Origin of the sequence: Marinobacter adhaerens HP15 (assembly GCF_000166295.1) — a bacterium.
Lineage (GTDB): Bacteria > Pseudomonadota > Gammaproteobacteria > Pseudomonadales > Oleiphilaceae > Marinobacter > Marinobacter adhaerens.
Map to the genome: position 1 here is coordinate 3,873,399 of NC_017506.1, position 18,630 is coordinate 3,892,028.

Annotated in this window: 18 protein-coding genes; all 18 read right to left on the reverse strand. The window is 56.5% G+C overall.

Going from position 1 to position 18,630, the window contains the following annotated elements; translation table 11 throughout:
* Positions 1 to 82: 82 nt before the first annotated feature.
* The gene (locus HP15_RS18170; RefSeq protein WP_014578823.1) at positions 83 to 1,042 is read right to left on the reverse strand and encodes a helix-turn-helix transcriptional regulator; all 960 of its coding nucleotides are present in this window, start codon (positions 1,040 to 1,042) and stop codon (positions 83 to 85) included.
* Between the two features lie 55 nt (positions 1,043 to 1,097).
* The gene (locus HP15_RS18175) at positions 1,098 to 1,568 is read right to left on the reverse strand and encodes a hypothetical protein (RefSeq protein ID WP_008172602.1); all 471 of its coding nucleotides are present in this window, start codon (positions 1,566 to 1,568) and stop codon (positions 1,098 to 1,100) included.
* Between the two features lie 101 nt (positions 1,569 to 1,669).
* Positions 1,670 to 3,502, reverse strand: a complete 1,833-nt coding sequence (gene glmS, locus HP15_RS18180; RefSeq protein ID WP_014578824.1) for a glutamine--fructose-6-phosphate transaminase (isomerizing) — start codon at positions 3,500 to 3,502, stop codon at positions 1,670 to 1,672.
* 30 nt (positions 3,503 to 3,532) lie between these two features.
* Positions 3,533 to 4,897 carry a bifunctional UDP-N-acetylglucosamine diphosphorylase/glucosamine-1-phosphate N-acetyltransferase GlmU gene (glmU, locus tag HP15_RS18185; protein ID WP_041645846.1) on the reverse strand — a complete coding sequence of 455 codons (1,365 nt, stop codon included), beginning with the start codon at positions 4,895 to 4,897 and terminating at the stop codon, positions 3,533 to 3,535.
* Positions 4,898 to 5,042: 145 nt separating this feature from the next.
* Positions 5,043 to 5,465 (reverse strand): F0F1 ATP synthase subunit epsilon, encoded by a 423-nt coding sequence (locus tag HP15_RS18190; protein WP_008172596.1) that lies wholly within the window; start codon positions 5,463 to 5,465, stop codon positions 5,043 to 5,045.
* A 47-nt stretch (positions 5,466 to 5,512) separates the two neighbouring features.
* Positions 5,513 to 6,907, reverse strand: a complete 1,395-nt coding sequence (gene atpD / locus HP15_RS18195) for a F0F1 ATP synthase subunit beta (protein ID WP_008172594.1) — start codon at positions 6,905 to 6,907, stop codon at positions 5,513 to 5,515.
* A gap of 55 nt (positions 6,908 to 6,962) precedes the next feature.
* Positions 6,963 to 7,826 carry a F0F1 ATP synthase subunit gamma gene (gene atpG / locus HP15_RS18200; RefSeq protein WP_008172593.1) on the reverse strand — a complete coding sequence of 288 codons (864 nt, stop codon included), beginning with the start codon at positions 7,824 to 7,826 and terminating at the stop codon, positions 6,963 to 6,965.
* Between the two features lie 75 nt (positions 7,827 to 7,901).
* Positions 7,902 to 9,446 (reverse strand): F0F1 ATP synthase subunit alpha, encoded by a 1,545-nt coding sequence (gene atpA / locus HP15_RS18205; RefSeq protein ID WP_008172590.1) that lies wholly within the window; start codon positions 9,444 to 9,446, stop codon positions 7,902 to 7,904.
* A 28-nt stretch (positions 9,447 to 9,474) separates the two neighbouring features.
* The gene (locus HP15_RS18210; protein WP_008172588.1) at positions 9,475 to 10,011 is read right to left on the reverse strand and encodes a F0F1 ATP synthase subunit delta; all 537 of its coding nucleotides are present in this window, start codon (positions 10,009 to 10,011) and stop codon (positions 9,475 to 9,477) included.
* Positions 10,012 to 10,026: 15 nt separating this feature from the next.
* Complete coding sequence (locus HP15_RS18215) at positions 10,027 to 10,497, reverse strand: F0F1 ATP synthase subunit B (protein ID WP_008172587.1); 471 nt, start codon at positions 10,495 to 10,497, stop codon at positions 10,027 to 10,029.
* 69 nt (positions 10,498 to 10,566) lie between these two features.
* Positions 10,567 to 10,824, reverse strand: coding sequence for a F0F1 ATP synthase subunit C (gene atpE / locus HP15_RS18220; RefSeq protein WP_012138088.1), 258 nt, complete (start codon positions 10,822 to 10,824; stop codon positions 10,567 to 10,569).
* A 75-nt stretch (positions 10,825 to 10,899) separates the two neighbouring features.
* Positions 10,900 to 11,772 carry a F0F1 ATP synthase subunit A gene (gene atpB / locus HP15_RS18225; protein ID WP_008172580.1) on the reverse strand — a complete coding sequence of 291 codons (873 nt, stop codon included), beginning with the start codon at positions 11,770 to 11,772 and terminating at the stop codon, positions 10,900 to 10,902.
* 19 nt (positions 11,773 to 11,791) lie between these two features.
* Positions 11,792 to 12,190, reverse strand: coding sequence for a F0F1 ATP synthase subunit I (locus HP15_RS18230; protein WP_008172578.1), 399 nt, complete (start codon positions 12,188 to 12,190; stop codon positions 11,792 to 11,794).
* Between the two features lie 272 nt (positions 12,191 to 12,462).
* On the reverse strand, positions 12,463 to 13,338 hold the full coding sequence (locus tag HP15_RS18235) for a ParB/RepB/Spo0J family partition protein (RefSeq protein ID WP_039881967.1): 876 nt from the start codon (positions 13,336 to 13,338) through the stop codon (positions 12,463 to 12,465).
* Between the two features lie 60 nt (positions 13,339 to 13,398).
* Positions 13,399 to 14,193: a ParA family protein gene (locus HP15_RS18240; protein ID WP_008172572.1), complete on the reverse strand. Its 795-nt coding sequence runs from the start codon at positions 14,191 to 14,193 to the stop codon at positions 13,399 to 13,401.
* A 50-nt stretch (positions 14,194 to 14,243) separates the two neighbouring features.
* Positions 14,244 to 14,888 (reverse strand): 16S rRNA (guanine(527)-N(7))-methyltransferase RsmG, encoded by a 645-nt coding sequence (rsmG, locus tag HP15_RS18245; protein ID WP_008172570.1) that lies wholly within the window; start codon positions 14,886 to 14,888, stop codon positions 14,244 to 14,246.
* A 9-nt stretch (positions 14,889 to 14,897) separates the two neighbouring features.
* Positions 14,898 to 16,784, reverse strand: a complete 1,887-nt coding sequence (gene mnmG, locus HP15_RS18250) for a tRNA uridine-5-carboxymethylaminomethyl(34) synthesis enzyme MnmG (protein ID WP_008172567.1) — start codon at positions 16,782 to 16,784, stop codon at positions 14,898 to 14,900.
* Positions 16,785 to 17,122: 338 nt separating this feature from the next.
* The gene (locus tag HP15_RS18255) at positions 17,123 to 18,421 is read right to left on the reverse strand and encodes an MFS transporter (protein WP_014578828.1); all 1,299 of its coding nucleotides are present in this window, start codon (positions 18,419 to 18,421) and stop codon (positions 17,123 to 17,125) included.
* Between the last annotated feature and the right edge of the window lie 209 nt (positions 18,422 to 18,630).

Sequence of the window (18,630 nt, forward strand, 5' to 3'; positions counted from 1 at the left end):
TACAAGTTTAAGTGTAATGCGAATTATTGTCGTTTAGACCCGAGCTTTGGTATTCCAGAAGCCAAAAAACCTGTGCGCAATGCTATTTCTTGTGATTGGCCGCCCGTTGTCGGGGAGAAAAGCCGAACTCTCGGCGAAACGCCGTCGAAAAATTGGTCGCGTGGGTGTAACCCACCCTGTTCGCGCTCTGTTCAACACTGAAGCCTTGCTCCAGATAATGTTTTGCCAACCGAAGTCGGCATTTTCTGAGATAGTCGAACACCGGCACGCCGTACATCGCCCGGAATTTCGCTCGCAAGCCGCTTGGGCTCATGGCAGCCATCTGTGCGAGGTCCTTTAGGGTGTGGTCATGGTCCGGGGTGAACTCCAGATGCTGCCTTACGAGCTCAAGTCGCTGACGTTGCTGGACCGGAACCACCGGAGCATCCGGGGATTCATGCTCGTCGCCTGCCAGACCCAATCCGGCAAGCTGCAGCGCGAGGCCCTCCAAAACCAGGCTTTTCTGGGCGACGGTCATCGTGAGGCGTGCATGGGTCCGCAGCAACTCCTCGAACGGGTGGGGCACACTCCATTGACGCAGGGGAACCCTGGGAAGAATGGTCAGGTCTTGTAAGCTGGAGGAGACGTGGCCCAATGTTGCGCCGCGTGGGTCGAAAGCGAGTGCCACAATTTGCAGATGCTCTTGCTCAGGCTGGTGCGCCCGTAACGGATAGTCCGGGTGCAGCTGCATGCTGACAGCATTACCCGGTGACAGAACGTGTTCGACCGACCCGAGGGTAAGCTCAACGGTGCCATCCAGAACGACCAGCACAAGCAACGGCGCATGACCAGAAGAGACTGATTCATACGCCTGGAGCACCTGAAGCGAAGAAAACGTAAACCGAAAACCCGAAGCCAGGCTGTACTCGGCAATCTCACCCCGGGCAACGATACGGTCATCACTTCCGGTGTCGCCCTGGATGGCCGGAAACCGAAATTCTATGTCGTAAAGCTGCCCGAAACGTTCGAAATCTGCCTGACTGAATGTGTGCAACCTGCCCACTCCACGCCTATCCAACCTGGTCTGCTAACTGTGCCTCTGTTGTCCGGTTACGAGGTCAATGGAGCGTCCGTACCATAGTTGCCCGTTTTGGTGGAACGAAAGGTAAGGAGGGCCAGTTCAGGTAGTCAGCAAAAAAGTCTGCGTGCCGTGAAGGATCTATAAGCACAGAAACGCAGTCGTGGATATCACAGCAACCGTCGATGGGGGCGGCATGGTCCGGGTGCTGAAGGCTCTCCAGTGCCCGGAGAATCACCGCGTCCATACCGGCCCGCTCACCGCGATCGGAAAGGGCCCGGGAGACCAGTATGGCTGAGAGAGTCAGTTCGATGTGCATGCAGGATTCATCCCGCGGCCCGTGCAGGCAAGCAAGATCGAAGGCGCTGCCAGCCAGCGAGATAACATCCCGCCACTGCCCCTGCTCACTGCAGTCGTGGGCATTCTCCATCCAGAACAGCCACAGGTCTTTGCGTTCTTCCAGCGGCAGGTCCGCGAACTGTTGGCGGTGATTGGGACACAGAAATTCCATCACGTTCTCCTTGTTTATTCACGATAATGATAATAGTTATCATTATCGTGAAATACAAGAAAACGTTTATTCTGTGATCAAGGCCTTGCTGGCCTGCGGGGCTACTCTACAGTGACGCTCTTGGCAAGGTTCCGCGGCTGGTCCACATCGGTACCCTTCAACACGGCCACATGGTAGGACAGCAACTGCAGTGGCACCGTGTACACGATCGGCGCGGTAATCGGATGCACGGACGGAATCTGCATCACGTGCAGGCCCTCTTCCGCTTTGACGTCGGCCTTTTTATCAGCAAATACAAACAGTTCACCGCCGCGGGCCCGGACCTCTTCCAGGTTGGATTTCAGCTTCTCAACCAGGTCGTTGTTGGGAGCGACAGTGACCACTGGCATTTCGCTGTCGACCAGGGCCAGGGGGCCGTGCTTGAGCTCGCCGGCAGGATAGGCCTCGGCGTGGATGTAGGAGATTTCCTTGAGCTTGAGGGCACCTTCAAGAGCCACCGGGAACTGGGAACCGCGGCCCAGGAACAGGCTGTGGTTCTTATCCATGAATGCCTTGGACATTTCGGCGATCTCGCCATCGAGGGCCAGCACATCGCTGACCTGGCCAGGCACGAGGTGGAGAGCCTCGACGATTTCAGCTTCCTGCTCCTCGGGCAGCCCATTATGACGGGCCAGGGCCAGGGTAAAGATCAGCAATGCCGTGAGCTGGGTGGTGAACGCCTTGGTGGAGGCCACGCCGATTTCCGGTCCGGCCTGGGTCATGATCACCAGATCGGATTCCCGCACGAGGGAACTACCCGGCACGTTACAGATGGCCAATGCTGCCCGGAAACCTGCTTTTTTCGCCTGACGCAGGGCCGCCAGGGTATCGGCGGTTTCGCCGGACTGGGAAATACAGAGGAACAGGGTGTCCTGCTGGATCACGTGTTTGCGATAGCGGAATTCGGAAGCCACCTCGACGGAACAGGCAACGCCCGCCAGCTCCTCAATCCAGTAACGGGCCACCATACCGGCATGGTAACTGGTGCCACAGGCAATGATCTGGACATGACGAACGTTCTCCAGAAGGTTGGCGGCCTCGGTCCCGAGGGCCTGTTCCAGTACCCGGGTCCTGGTGACCCGGCCTTCCATGGTTGCCTTGATCACCTTCGGCTGCTCGTAGATTTCCTTGAGCATGAAGTGGCGATACTCGCCCTTGTCGGCCGAATCAGCGCCGTGCTCGAAGCGTGTTACTTCCCGCTCGACGGCCTTGCCATCGCGGTCGAGAATGGCAATGCCGTCCTTTCGGATATCGGCGATATCGCCTTCTTCCAGGAACATGAACCGGTCGGTCACTGGCAGCAGCGCCAGCTGGTCAGACGCGATGAAGTTTTCGCCAATACCCACACCAATGACCAGGGGGCTGCCCTCACGGCATACCACGAGGTGCTCCGGTTCGTCGGCGTGTACCACCGCCAGGGCATAGGCTCCGCGCAAACGGGCGATCGCCGAACGCACGGAATCATGGAGATTACCCAGGGTGCGGTAGTGTTTCTCGATCAGGTGCGCGACAACTTCGGTATCGGTCTGGGACGTAAACTCGAAACCGTCAGCACGCAATTCCTCACGCAGCTCCTGATAGTTTTCGATGATCCCGTTGTGGACAATAGCCAGCCGGTCGCCGGACATGTGCGGATGGGCGTTGATCTGAGAGGGCTCGCCGTGGGTTGCCCAGCGGGTATGAGCAATGCCCAGGTGGCCTGCCAGGGGATTAGCTTCCATAGCTTCCGCCAGGGCGGCTACCTTGCCCACTTCACGGGCGCGCTGGACACTGTGGTCGCCACCGATGACGGCCATACCGGCCGAATCATATCCCCGGTATTCCAGACGGCGCAGACCCTCAAGAAGGATACCCTGAACGTCCCTTTCCGAAACCGCGCCTACAATTCCACACATGCTGTTCTACCTGTCTGTTGATCGTTTGTATCAGTGTTTCTTCGGCTTTTCCCAACCGGCGATATTGCGCTGCCTGCCCCTTGCGACGGCCAGTTCGTGGTCGGCAACGTCGCGAGTTATGGTCGATCCTGCGCCAATGGTGGCCTCGGCCGCAACGGTAACCGGGGCGACCAGCGAACAATTAGAACCTACGAAAACACCATCGCCAATAACAGTCTGATACTTGTTTGCGCCATCGTAATTGCAGGTTATGGTTCCAGCCCCCACGTTGACTCTCGCGCCCAGGGTGGCATCACCGACGTAACTCAGGTGGTTGATCTTGCTTCCCTCGCCGACGGTGGCTTTTTTGAGTTCAACAAAGTTGCCAACTTTTGTATTGGCACCCAAGTAATTGCCGGGCCGGAAACGCGCGTATGGACCAATCTGCCCATTCTCTCCAATTTTCGAACTCTCGATCACACTGTAAGCCTTGATCTCAGTTCCGTCACCCACTTCTGTATCCTTAACAATACAGCCCGGCCCTATTCGGACATTGTTACCAATTTTCACCTCGCCCTCGAACACCACGTTGATATCGATGAAAACATCGGTACCAACCTGCAAACTACCACGCACATCCACTCGCTCCGGATCGGCGAGCGTAGCGCCGGCCAGCATCAAACGTTCGGCCTGATGACGTTGAAACCAGCGTTCTAGTTCCGCGAGTTGGACTCGGTTATTGACGCCCTGGACTTCAAACAAGTCTTGGGGCTGGTTCACGACAACATCAACCTCATCACCTGCCGCCAAAGAGATGATATCCGTCAGGTAGTACTCGCCCTGTGCATTGTCGTTTGATAGCTGTGGTACCCAGGCTTTCAGGTGGGAAGCCATGACACCCATAATGCCTGTATTCACCTCCCGAATACCCTTCTGCTCGGTACTGGCGTCCTTTTGCTCAACAATTGATGTGACTCTGCCACGATCATCGCGAACGATTCGTCCGTACCCTGTGGGATCGTCCATCGTGACTGTTAACAGGCCGAGACTGTCCGCATCGACGTGACTCACCAGTGTCGCCAGAGTTGGCTCCTGAATCAGCGGAACATCACCGTAGAGAACAAGAACCCTTGCATCGTCCGGCAGGTAATCCAAAACCTGGGCAACCGCATGCCCGGTTCCAAGACGCTCTGTCTGTTCAACCCAATGGATGCCATCATCCTCAATGAGCTCTTGCACCTGGTACGCACCATGACCAATCACGGTGTGAATCTTTTCGGCTCTCAGCTGATGTGCCGTGTTGATCACGTGCTGCAACATCGGCCTTCCCGCAAGGCTATGCAATACCTTCGGCATCGCCGAGTTCATACGAGAACCCTGGCCAGCGGCCAGAATGACAACGTGTAGCGGACTCATGAAGGGTCAGGCTCCCTGTGGTTTGATCTGTATCTTCATTAAACAAAAAACCGCACCCCTTGGGCCGGAGGCACAACGCTTGGCGTTGGTCTTCCAGCCGCTCAGGATGCGGCTTCGGTGTTCGGCAAACCCGAAACGGAAATGCTTAGCGCATTTTGTTACGCAGCTGCTGGATGGTACGAAGCTGGGCAACAGCCTCGGCCAGCTCTGCAGCGGCACGGGAGTACTCGAATTCACCAGTCTTGTTGGCAAGTGCTTTCTCGGCTTCTTTCTGAGCTTCGAGCGCGGCTGCTTCGTCCACATCCTTTGCACGAACCGCGGTATCCGCCAACAAAGTCACCAGATTGGGCTGGACTTCCAGATACCCGCCGGACACGTAAAGAATTTCTTCCTCACCGCCCTGCTTGATAATCCGAATAGGGCCCGGCTTCAGCTGGGTCAGCAGCGGGGTGTGACCCGGGGCAATACCCAGGTCACCTTCAGAGCCCGCTGCGATCAGCATTTCCACCAATCCGGAATAGATCTTTGTTTCGGCACTTACCACATCACAATGCACGGTCATACCCATGTCAGTTGCCTCTTTGATCGATCCGGAAACAAATGCGTCGGCTCAGATTAGCTCTTTGCCTTGCTCTTCATTTCCTTCGCTTTCTCGACCGCTTCCTCAATGGTACCAACCATGTAGAACGCCTGCTCGGGCAGTTCATCATAGTCGCCATTCAAGATGCCCTTAAAGCTGCTGATGGTTTCCTTGAGGGAAACGTACTTACCGGGGGAACCGGTGAATACTTCAGCAACGTGGAACGGCTGGGACAGAAAACGCTCGATCTTACGGGCACGGGCTACAGTCAGCTTGTCTTCTTCTGACAGTTCATCCATACCCAGGATGGCGATGATGTCTTTCAGCTCCTTGTAGCGCTGCAGGTTGGTCTGCACGCCACGGGCCACTTCGTAATGCTCCTGACCGATGATCAGCGGATCCAGTTGACGAGAGGTGGAATCCAGCGGATCGATCGCCGGGTAGATACCCTTGGAAGCGATGTCACGGCTCAGTACAACGGTAGCATCCAGGTGCGAGAAGGTGGTTGCAGGCGACGGGTCAGTCAAGTCATCCGCCGGTACGTATACCGCCTGGATGGACGTGATGGAACCGTTCTTGGTAGAGGTAATACGCTCCTGCAGCTGACCCATCTCTTCAGCCAGAGTCGGCTGGTAACCTACCGCAGACGGCATACGGCCGAGCAGTGCGGATACTTCGGTACCTGCCAGGGTGTAACGGTAGATGTTGTCGACGAACAACAGTACGTCACGACCTTCGTCCCGGAACTTCTCGGCCATGGTGAGACCGGTCAGGGCCACACGCAGACGGTTTCCGGGGGGCTCATTCATCTGGCCGTAAACCATGGCAACCTTATCGAGAACGTTGGACTCCTTCATTTCGTAGTAGAAGTCGTTACCTTCCCGGGTCCGCTCACCAACACCTGCGAATACGGAGAGACCGGAGTGCTCTTTCGCGATGTTATTGATCAGCTCCATCATGTTTACGGTTTTACCAACACCGGCACCACCGAACAGGCCAACCTTACCACCCTTGGCGAACGGGCAGATCAGGTCGATAACCTTGATGCCGGTTTCCAGCAGGTCCGCAGACGCTGCCTGATCGGCATAGCCCGGTGCCTTACGGTGAATCGCCCAACGCTCTTCTTCGCCGATCTCGCCGGCTTCGTCGATGGGACGACCCAGAACGTCCATGATACGGCCCAGAGTCTGGGTACCAACCGGTACCGAAATCGGGTTGCCGGTGTTTTCTGCTTTCAGGCCACGCTTCAGGCCTTCGGTGCTGCCCATGGCGATGGTACGAACAATGCCGTCACCCAGCTGCTGCTGGACTTCCAGAGTTGTTTCGCCACCTTCAAGCAGCAGTGCGTCATATACTTTGGGTACGGAGTCACGTGGGAATTCCACGTCGATAACCGCGCCAATGATCTGAACGATTTGTCCGCTACTCATGCTCGGTTCCTCGTTATCTTGATAGTCAATAAAACCAGTTGGATTGTGGGTCGGATCAGACCGAAGCGGCGCCGCTCACAATCTCCGATATCTCTTGGGTAATGGCTGCCTGACGCGCCTTGTTATAAGCCAGCTGAAGCTCGTCGATAATGCTACCGGCGTTATCAGTTGCGCTCTTCATGGCGATCATCCGGGCTGCCTGTTCACATGCCAGATTTTCTACCACACCCTGGTACACCTGGGATTCAATAAAACGTGGCAGAAGGCCATCGAGGATCTGCCTGGCATCGGGCTCGTAGAGATAATCCCACTGGTTCTTGATCTCTTCTTCGTCTTCGCTCTCAGGCAGGGGCAGAAGCTGCTCCACCTTCGGGCTTTGGGTCATGGTGTTGACGAACTCGTTGCTGACCACATAAAGACGGTCGATCTTGCCTTCCGAGAACGCATCCAGCATAACCTTGACGTTGCCGATGAGTTTTTCAGAGCTCGGGCTGTCCCCCAGATGGGTCAGCGCCGCGACGACATTGCCGCCGTAGCTCCGGAAAAAGGAAGCCCCTTTCTGCCCGATGGCGCACAGATCGGTTTCCACTCCTTTTTCTTTCCACGCTTTCATTTCACGGACAAGCGCTTTGAACAGGTTGATGTTCAGACCACCACAGAGGCCACGATCAGTTGACACCACGATATAGCCCACGCGCTTGACCTCGCGCTCGACCATGAACGGGTGCTTGTACTGAGCATTCGCCTTGGCAATGTGCCCGATCACCTGACGCATCTTGTCGGCATACGGGCGAGTTGCCTGCATGCGTTCCTGAGCCTTACGCATTTTACTCGCAGCCACCATTTCCATGGCGCTGGTGATTTTCTGCGTGCTCTTGATGCTTGAAATCTGGTTACGTATTTCTTTGCCGACGGCCATAACTCACTGCCTTCTCAAGTTAGACACTCGTTGCTACGAAAAGCGGCCCGCGACAATCGCCGCAGGCCCGTTTTCTTACCAGCTCTGAGTGGTCTTGAATTTCTCAAGTGCAGCTTTGAGGCCGGCAGCGATTTCGTCGTTGTAATCGCCTTTCTCGTTGATCTTGTCGAGGAGGTCTTTCTGCTCGGAGCGCATCCAGTCGAGCATCTGCGCTTCAAACTTCACTACCTTGTCGACATCAACGTCGTCCAGGAAGCCTTCGTTGGCTGCGAACAGAACCGTACCCATTTCAGCCACAGACATCGGGCTGTACTGGTTCTGCTTCATGAGTTCCGTTACACGCTGACCGTGCTCAAGCTGCTGACGGGTTGCTTCGTCGAGGTCGGAAGCAAACTGTGCGAAAGCGGCCAGTTCACGATACTGGGCCAGAGCCAGACGGATGTTACCGCCGAGCTTCTTCATGATCTTGGTCTGGGCCGAACCACCTACCCGGGATACGGAGATACCGGCGTTCATCGCCGGACGGATACCGGAGTTGAACAGGTTGGTTTCCAGGAAGATCTGACCGTCGGTAATGGAGATTACGTTGGTCGGTACGAACGCGGATACGTCACCAGCCTGGGTTTCAATGATCGGCAGAGCGGTCAAGGAACCGGTCTGGCCTTTCACTTCACCGTTGGTCAGCTGCTCAACGTAGTCAGCGTTAACACGGGACGCACGCTCCAGCAGACGGGAGTGCAGGTAGAATACGTCACCCGGGTATGCTTCACGGCCCGGCGGACGACGCAGCAGCAGGGAGATCTGGCGGTAAGCCACAGCCTGCTTGGACAGATCATCATAGATGATCAGGGCGTCTTCACCACGGTCACGGAAGTATTCACCCATGGAGGTACCGGAGTACGGAGCCAGGAACTGCATCGCTGCAGGATCGGCGGCACCGGCGGCAACCACGATGGTGTGATCCATGGCACCGTGCTCTTCCAGCTTGCGCACAACGGCCGCAATGGAAGACTGCTTCTGACCGACGGCAACGTAGATACACTTGATGCCGGTGTCTTTCTGGTTAATGATCGCGTCGATGGCGACAGCGGTCTTACCGATCTGACGGTCACCGATGATCAGCTCACGCTGGCCGCGACCGATCGGCACCATGGTGTCGATTGCCTTCAGACCAGTCTGAACCGGCTCATCAACGGACTGACGAGCGATAACACCCGGTGCAACCTTTTCAACCGGAGAGGTCAGGTCGGTACCGAGGTCGCCCTTGCCGTCGATGGGGTTACCCAGAGCGTCGACCACACGGCCCATCAGTTCCGGACCAACCGGTACTTCCAGGATGCGGCCGGTGCAACGAACTTTCTGGCCTTCGGCCAGATCTTCGTAGTCACCCAGCACAACCGCACCAACGGAATCACGCTCCAGGTTCAGAGCCATGCCGAACGTGCCGTTGGCAAATTCAATCATCTCGCCGTACATAACGTCGGCCAGACCGTGGATCAGCACGATACCGTCGGATACCGACAGGATCGTACCTTCGTTCTTTGCTTCGGAAGAGATGTCGAGTTTCTCGATTCTCTTCTTGATGATGTCACTGATCTCGGATGGATTCAGTTGCTGCATGCCAATATCCTCAAACCTTGTGCTGAAATCAGGAGCCCAGAGCGTCGGCCAGCTTGGTCAGCTTTCCGCGTACAGATGCGTCAATGACCAGATCGCCGGTGCGAATAATCACGCCGCCAATCAGAGACTTGTCCAATGACGCTGCGAGTGACACTTGCCGCTCGAGTTTCTTCGAAAGTGCCTGGGCGAGCTTCTGTTGCTGTTCGTCCGTCAGCTCGAAAGCCGCGGTAACTTCGATATCAACAGTGCGCTCCAGATCAGCCCGGTACGTGTTGAAGAGCGCTGCAATCTCAGGAAGAAGAGTCAGCCGGCGGTTTTCAGCCAGTACTGCGAAAAAGTTGCGGACCTGATCGGTGACGCCATCTTCAGCGACCTCCAGAATCAGTTCAGCCTTCTTCTGCTCTTCCAGACCCGGATTCGCGAGAAGCTGTCGAATGTCTTTGTTCGCGGTGACCTGCCCGGCGATCGTCAGCACCTTGGACCACTCAGCCAGCTGTTCATGCTCCTGAGCGGCACTAAATGCTGCCTTTGCGTAGGGACGGGCCAGCGTTCTCAGTTCTGCCATGATGAACCTCGTCGTTTAAAGTTCTGCCGCCAGTTTTTCCAACATCTCGTTGTGCTTGGAGGCATCGACAGAGGTTTCCAGGATCTTCTCGGCACCGGCAACGGCAATGCTGGCAATTTCTGCACGCAAAGCGTCACGAGCCTGATTCCGCTCCTGTTCAATTTCGGCCTTGGCCTGCTCAATCAGCTTCTGGCCTTCCTTGCGGGCGTCATCCTTGGATGCTTCCACAATCTGAGCCGCGCGCTTGTTGGCCTGTTCAATCAGACCAGCAGCTTGCTGCTTGGCTTCACGCAGTTCCTGAGCTGACTTTTCCTGAGCCAGTTCCAGATCGCGCGCAGCGCGGTCTGAGGCAGCCAGTCCGTCAGCGATCTTCTTTTGACGCTCCTGCAGTGCGGCCATGATTGGCGGCCACACGTACTTCATGCAGAAGACGACAAAGATAAAGAACGCGATGGCTTGACCAATCATCGTCAAATTAATGTTCACGTCTTCACCTCTCGCCTGTTTTGTTAAGAATCATCTGACCGGGGCAAAACCCCGGCTCTGGCGACTCGATTAACCGGCGATCTGGCCGACAAACGGGTTGGCGAAAGTGAAGAACAGTGCGATACCAACACCGATCATGGTTACGGCGTCCAGCAGACCTGCAACGATGAACATTTTAACCTGCAGCATCGGGGTCATTTCCGGCTGACGCGCAGCGCCTTCCAGGAACTTGCCACCGAGGATACCAAAGCCAATCGCAGTACCCAGGGCACCCAGGCCAATCAGCAGTGCAACGGCAATAGCGGTCATTCCAACTACAGTTTCCATGATAACTCCCAGTTTTCAGTTAGGTTTTTCAGTTTAAGGGTTTAGGGTTTAGAACTACGGCTTAATGGTGTCCGATCAGTGACTGTCTTCGTGAGCCATGCTCAGGTACACGATCGTCAACATCATAAAGATGAATGCCTGCAGGGTGATAACCAGAATGTGGAAAATCGCCCAGGGTACAGACAGTGCCCACTGTGCCCAGAACGGCAGCAGTGCAATCAGGATAAAGATCAGCTCGCCTGCGTACAGGTTACCAAACAGACGCAGCGCCAGTGAGATCGGCTTGGCGATCAGGCTCACGCCTTCCAGCAGGAAGTTGATCGGGACAAGCAAAATCTTCAGGAACAGATTGTCTGAAGAGAAGGGGTGCAGGGTCAGCTCACCAACGAAGCCACCCACGCCCTTCACTTTCAGGCTGTAATAGATGATCAGAGCGAATACGGACAGGGACATGCCCAGAGTAACGTTCACATCCGTAGTCGGAACGACCTTCATGTATTCCAGACCCATCAGGTGGAACAGCTGGGGCAGGAAGTCCACGGGCACCAGGTCCATCAGGTTCATCAGGAATACCCAGCAGAAGATGGTCAGCGACAGCGGCGCAATCACCTTGTTTTTGCCGTGGAAGGTTTCCTTGACGCTCTGATCGACAAACTCAACCATCACTTCAACAAAGTTCTGGAGCCCGCCGGGCTGGTCTGAGGTAGCGCGCTTGGCGGCCAAGCGGAAAATAAACAGGAACAGGGCACCGAGGGCGACTGCCCAGCCCAGTGAATCGATGTGCAGAGCCCAGAAGCCCATGTCGGATGCTTCCCTGCCGGTGTGAGCCAGCGTCCAGGTTGCATCTTGAAGTACGGTACCGTCGGCACGCTCATAGCCTGCCGGAAGTTTACCGTAGGTGAGGTTCTGGAGGTGATGCTGGATATATTCGGATGCACTTCCTGCCATAACGGTTTCCCAGGTCCAGTTAGCTTTGCTGCGTATTGCTGCCCGCCAGAAGCGGTGTCAACCAGTTGGTGACCAGCATGATCGCAAATGTTAAAAAAAGTGCCGCAATATCAAGCGGCTGAATCCATTTGAACACCATCGTGAAGAGGATGGCGCACAGGATGAGCTTGCCGGCCTCACCCTGATAAAAAGACGTCATGATCTTCTTGGCAGACCGCGCGCCGGCGTAGCGGAATGCCTTGAGCGCAAAATAACCATGGGGGATCAGAAAGATAAGTCCACCCAGCAGCGCTGAATAACCGGAAACCTCGCCTCGCAAGAGAAACGCCAGGCTGACGAAGACAAGTACCACACTCTCTATAACAAACCATCGTGCGATGGGTGGACGGCCAATGCCGCCTGAAGCTGCCTTCGTCATGTTCGTTCCGGAAGTACGGTGCTTTTCGGTCGATGTCGTTTAAAAAGTAAGCAAATACACCGACACGAGCGCCGCAGATTATATGTGTTCAATGTGCACGAATCAACAAAACCGGGAACCGGCTGATCCGTCAAAAGCGGCGTAATAACTGGGTTTTGGCAAATTTCGTCACAAATAGACGGCCGTTCAGTTTTTCACCACTACATGTTGTGTACATAACCAGATACGAACTTTCGTAGGGGGGTCGGACGACCCACAAAACCCCGACGATTTTATTTGATGTGTCCCAGGATGCCGTCGAGTTCGTCGAGGGAACTGTACTCGATCACCAGCTTGCCTTTGCCACGCTGGCCATGATCGATCGACACTCGTGCACCCAATCGCTCCGCCAGATCATCCTGGAGCGCGCGAATGTTGGGGTCCACCACTCCCTTTTTCCGGGATTTGCTGTCCGGTGTTTCCTGTTGCACCCGTCGTACGAGGGCTTCAGTCTGGCGAACCGACAGGGATTTGGCCACCACCTGTTTGGCCACCTGCATCTGCAGTTCCGGCGCCAGGGTCAGCATTGCCCGGCCATGGCCCATTTCCAGATCGCCATGCTCGAGCATAATACGAACGTCTTCGGACAAACCGATCAGTCGAAGCAGGTTGGTAATAGTCGTACGGGATTTGCCCACGGCTTCGGCCACCTGAGCCTGAGTCAGGCCAAACTCGTCCTGCAGGCGCTGAAGAGCGAAAGCTTCTTCAATAGGATTGAGGTTCTCACGCTGGATGTTCTCGATCAGCGCCATGGCGATGGCGGCTTCATCGGGGACATCCCGGATGATGGCAGGGATGCTGTCCAGGCCGGCCATCTGGGTAGCCCGCCAGCGGCGCTCACCGGCGATCAGCTCGTAACGGCCTTCAGCGATGGGACGAACCACCACCGGCTGCATCACGCCTTGTTGGCGGATGGAATCCGCCAGTTCCTGCAGGGCGGCGGGGTCCATGTCGCGCCGGGGCTGGTACCGGCCGCGCTGGATCAGATCAATGGGAACTTCGCGGAGCTCACCGTCGTGGTCTTTCAGCTCCTGGTCAAGATTGACCTTGGAGCCCGCCAGCAGGGCGCCCAGTCCGCGTTCACCCAAACCTCGTTTCTTCGCCGCCATGGTGTCAGTCATTCTTCCCGTTGAATATCGTTGTGCTTAAGTGAGTGACAGGGCGGTATGTTACACCGCAACCGGCGCGGATGTCTTTTTTGAACCGTGGCGGCGTACCATTTCGCCGGCCAGGGCCAGGTAGGCGATCGCACCCTTGGAGGCGCGGTCGTATTTCAGGGCCGGAACCCCATAGCTGGGGGCTTCGGCCAGACGGACATTGCGGGGAATCACTGCACGATACACCTTGTCGCCAAAGTACTCGCTCAGCTGGCCGGAAACGTCCAGGGTAAGGCTGTTGCGAGGGTCGTACATGGTACGCAGAATGCCTTCCACCTGCAGATTTGGATTGACCGTTTCCTGAATCTGCTCAACGGTGTTCATCAGCGCGGCCAATCCTTCCAATGCATAGTACTCGCATTGCATGGGAATCAGCACAGAGTCTGCCGCCGAGAGGGCATTCACCGTCAACAGGCTGAGCGATGGTGGACAATCGATGAGGATGTAATCGTAATTATCACGAACGGTGTTCAACGCCAGTCTCAGGCGGTGTTCGCGACCAATTTCGTTCATCAGTTCCACTTCGGCCGCCGTCAGGTCACCGTTGGCCGGAAGGATATCGAAGCCGGAAGCCTCGGCGGGAATGATCACCTCGGCGGCACTGGCGCGCTTGGTCAGCATGTCGTAGCCAGACAGTTCCAGGGCGTTTTTATCCACACCACTGCCCATGGTGGCGTTGCCCTGGGGATCCATATCCACCAGCAGCACCCGACGCTTGGTGGCGGCCAGGGAGGCAGCAAGGTTGACGCAGGTGGTGGTTTTGCCCACACCGCCTTTCTGATTGGTCACTGCAATCACGCGCGCCATGTCCTGCCTCCTTGTTTATGGGTTACCGGTTCAGAAATTGGACTGCCAAACTACCGGGAATTCACGGTCCGGGCGATCACCAGCAGGTGGCGGTCGCCATCGGCGCCCGGTACGTCCAGGGAATGGCTGGATGTTACCTGCCAGCCAGCCGGAAGGGCAGACACTTCATCATCCGGAAACTGACCTTTCATGGCAAGGAACTCACCCTCATTTGCCAACAGATCGCCGCACCAGCTCACCAGATTCTCGAGCGCGGTAAAGGCTCGGCTACTGATCTGGCTGAAGGGTTCCGGAGGATTGCAATCTTCCGCGCGCCCGTGAACAACCTCGACATTTTTCAGGCCGAGCTCCAGCACACACTGGTTGAGAAAGCGGGTCTTCTTGCCGTTGCTGTCGAGCAGGGTAAAGCGTTTTTCGGGCAGGGCGATCGCCAGGGGAATACCGGGCAGGCCGCCGCCGGCGCCCACATCCAGAAGATGGTCCGTCGTTACCCACGGCAGAATGCTCAGGCTGTCGAGCAGTTGCCGGGACACCATCACACGCTCATCACGCACAGCCGTGAGGTTGTAAGCCCGGTTCCACTTGTTAAGCAGGCCTAGAAAAGCCAGCAGCTTTTCCTGCCGATCCTCATCCAGGGACAGGCCCATCGTGGCCAGTCCATCCCGGAGCTGGCCGTGCCAGAGTGACTTGGTCATGGGCGCGGATCAGGCCGACTGTTTGCGCAGCAGGTCGCGCTTTTTCAGGTGCACCAGGATCTGGCTCACCGCCGCCGGGGTCACACCCTGGATACGTGAGGCCTGAGCCACGGTTTCCGGCCGCACGGTCTTGAGCTTTTGCTTGATCTCGTTGGACAGGCCGCCGATGACGTCATAATCCAGATCCACCGGCAGGGCGGTGTTCTCGTTTTTACGGAGCCGCTCGATCTCGTCCGTCTGACGGGAAATATAACCCTCGTACTTGATCTCGATTTCCACCTGATCGGCGACCACCGGATCTTCGGCTTTCTCGGCACCGATCTCGGCAATGTGGCTGTAGACAATCTCGGGCCGGCGCAGCAGCTCTGCCAGGGACTGATCACGGGTCATCGGCTGCTTGAGAAAGCCGTTGGCGCGCTCACCGGCCTCGGTATTCGGGTGAATCCGGGTGGCCTCGAGGCGGCTACGCTCGGTGGCGATCGCTTCGCGCTTGTCATTGAACTTCTGCCAGCGCTCATCATTAACCAGGCCGAGCTTGCGACCGGTTTCAGTCAGACGCAGATCGGCGTTGTCCTCGCGCAGGATCAGGCGATACTCGGCGCGGCTGGTAAACATGCGATAGGGCTCGGACGTGCCCATGGTGATCAAGTCATCCACCAGCACACCCAGGTAAGCCTCGTCCCGACGCGGGTACCACTCGTCTTTTTCCTGCGACCGCAGGGCAGCGTTGATCCCGGCCAGCAGGCCCTGGGCGCCCGCTTCTTCATAGCCGGTGGTGCCGTTGATCTGGCCGGCAAAATACAGGCCCTGGATAAACTTGGTTTCCAGGGTATGGCGCAGGTCCTGCGGATTCAGGTAGTCGTATTCGATGGCGTAACCCGGCCGGGTGATATGGGCATTTTCAAAACCGGGAATCGAACGCACCGCCGCCAACTGGATATCAAACGGCAGGCTGGTGGAAATCCCGTTCGGGTAGAGCTCGTTGGTGGTCAGGCCTTCCGGTTCTACAAAGATCTGGTGTGAATCCTTGTCGGCAAAGCGGTTTACCTTATCCTCAATCGACGGGCAGTAGCGGGGGCCCACACCTTCGATGCTGCCGGCAAACATCGGCGAACGGTCGAAACCGCTGCGGATAATATCGTGGGTCTGTTCGGTAGTCCGGGTCACGTAGCAGCACACCTGTTCCGGGTGCTGGCTACGGCTGCCGATAAAGGACATCACCGGGGTGGGGTCGTCCCCCCACTGCTCCTGCATTACCGAGAAATCCACAGACCGGGCGTCGATGCGAGGCGGCGTGCCGGTTTTAAGGCGACCAACGTTGAACGGAAGTTCCCGCAAGCGCTGTGCCAGGGCATTGGCCGGCGCATCACCGGCACGGCCGCCGGCATGGTGCTGCATACCAATGTGAATAACGCCGCCCAGGAAAGTACCGGTGGTAAGCACCACGGTCCTGGCGTTGAAGCGAATACCGGTCTGGGTCACGACACCGGTCACCTGGTCGTTTTCCACAATCAGATCGTCCGCCGCCTGCTGGAACAGTGTCAGGTTCGGCTGGCTTTCCAGGGTATGGCGGATGGCGGCCTTGTAAAGCACACGGTCAGCCTGGGCACGGGTGGCGCGCACGGCCGGTCCCTTGCGACTGTTAAGGACCCGGAACTGGATGCCAGCCTTGTCCGTGGCCTCGGCCATGGCACCACCAAGCGCATCGATTTCTTTTACCAGATGGCTTTTACCAATACCGCCGATGGCCGGGTTGCAGGACATCTGGCCCAAGGTCTCAATGTTGTGGGTCAGCAGCAGGGTCTGGGAACCCATGCGCGCAGCCGCCAGCGCGGCCTCGGTACCGGCATGGCCACCACCAATGACAATGACATCGAAACGGGTCGGAAAATCCACAGCTCACCTCGGAAATCGGGGGATAAAATCGGGCGGCGAGTATAACGCTTCACCCGGGAAATTGCAGTCAGGATGTGCAAATTTTAACCAGAGACGAACCACGTTGAAAGCGGCAGTGGCCTGGTCAGGGCTCAAAGGGGACTTTTCCGAGCGTTAAATGGATAGTGGAAAACCGAAACATACGGCTTTTCATGGGTTTGGATCACTCTTCTCAGAAAAGTTTTCAAGAAAGTTATCCACATGCAAGACTACTTATTAATCACCCTAAAAAACACCTAAGCTATTGTTTTATTTAATTTTACAGAAAGTAATCCAGAGGCTTTCCGTAGGTTGTCCAACTAATTATCCACAGAACTGCGGACTGTTTTTAGTCGAAGCCGCCAGACCACCAGCAACACCAACCCGTTCAGGAGCGAGAGCAGGAGGAAAAACCCCGGAATGCTTACCTCCAACACACCAAGCACCACAATTCCGGCCAGGGCACTCACCACCATGAACAACGCATTAATGACATTCAGCGCAGCAATGATACGGGCACGTTTGGTCCGTGGCGTTTCGTGCTGGATAAAGGCGTACAGAGGCACGATGAAAAGACCGCCGCAAATCCCGATACCGACCAGATCCATCAAAACCCTCAGATAGACAGGATCGGTCAACAGGGTCCACCAGGTGGAGGCCATGGGATCATCCGGCACCGCAAAATACAGGTCTATTCCGAACAGGCTCAGCCCCAGGGCGCCCCAGGGCACGGGTGAAAGGGTAATGCGGTGTTTGGTGAGTCGCTCGCACATCATGGAGCCGATAGAAATGCCGATCGTAAACATGGCCAATAACAGGGTCACCACGGTCTCGTCACCCAAGAGGTTGGTGCGGGCAAAATTGGGAAACTGGGTCAGATAGGCGGCTCCAAGGAACCAGAACCAGGAGATGGTCAGCACCGCCAGCAACACCTGCCGGCGCTCGGCCGCCAGAGCCATCAGTCTCCAGGTTTCGAGCACCGGTCGAAAACGGACATTGACACCGGAACCATCGGATTCGGTCACCGGAACCTGACGCGCCGCCAGATAGCCGAACACCGCCATGACAAAAACGGCAACCGCCGTCAGCCGGGCGGCCATCTCAAAGCCCATCAAAAGCCCCGCCGCAATGGTGCCCAGAAGAATCGCCACAAACGTGCCCATACCAACCAGGCCATTGCCGCCCACCAGCTCATCGTCCGCCAACACCTGGGGCAGGATCGCGTATTTCACCGGACCGAAGAACGTGGACTGGGTACCCATCAGGAACAGCAGAACCAGCAACAACTCGTACCAGCCGAACCACAGTCCGAATGCGGCAACGGCCATGATGACAATTTCCGCCAGCTTCACATTCCGGATAATCCGGGATTTTTCGTAGCGATCCGCCATCTCGCCGGCAATACCCGAAAACAGGAAAAACGGCAGTATGAAGAGGAAAGCGGCCAGGTTAACCACCACATTCACCGACAACCCCATCAAACCGCCGGCACTGTAGGTGATCAGCAGCAGCAGCGCGTTCTTGAACAGATTGTCGTTGAAGGCGCCAGAGAACTGAGTCAGATAAAACGGCAGGAACCGGCGTTGGCCAAGCAAACGGAACTGACTTTTCGATGGCATCAAGAAACCCTGTTTTGGTGCGTTGCCGGCATTGCGACCGAAAATCTGCCCGGATCCGGTGCGGCAGCGTAGAAAGCGGCAATCATGTTCATTTATTTGACGGGGTTAAGCATAGTTAAACGCTTGATTTTTGGCCGTCTGGTACGCAATTCGCTTGGTCTCCTTGTTCAGACACTATTTTATCAGGCCAGGATGGCTGGATTATTGGC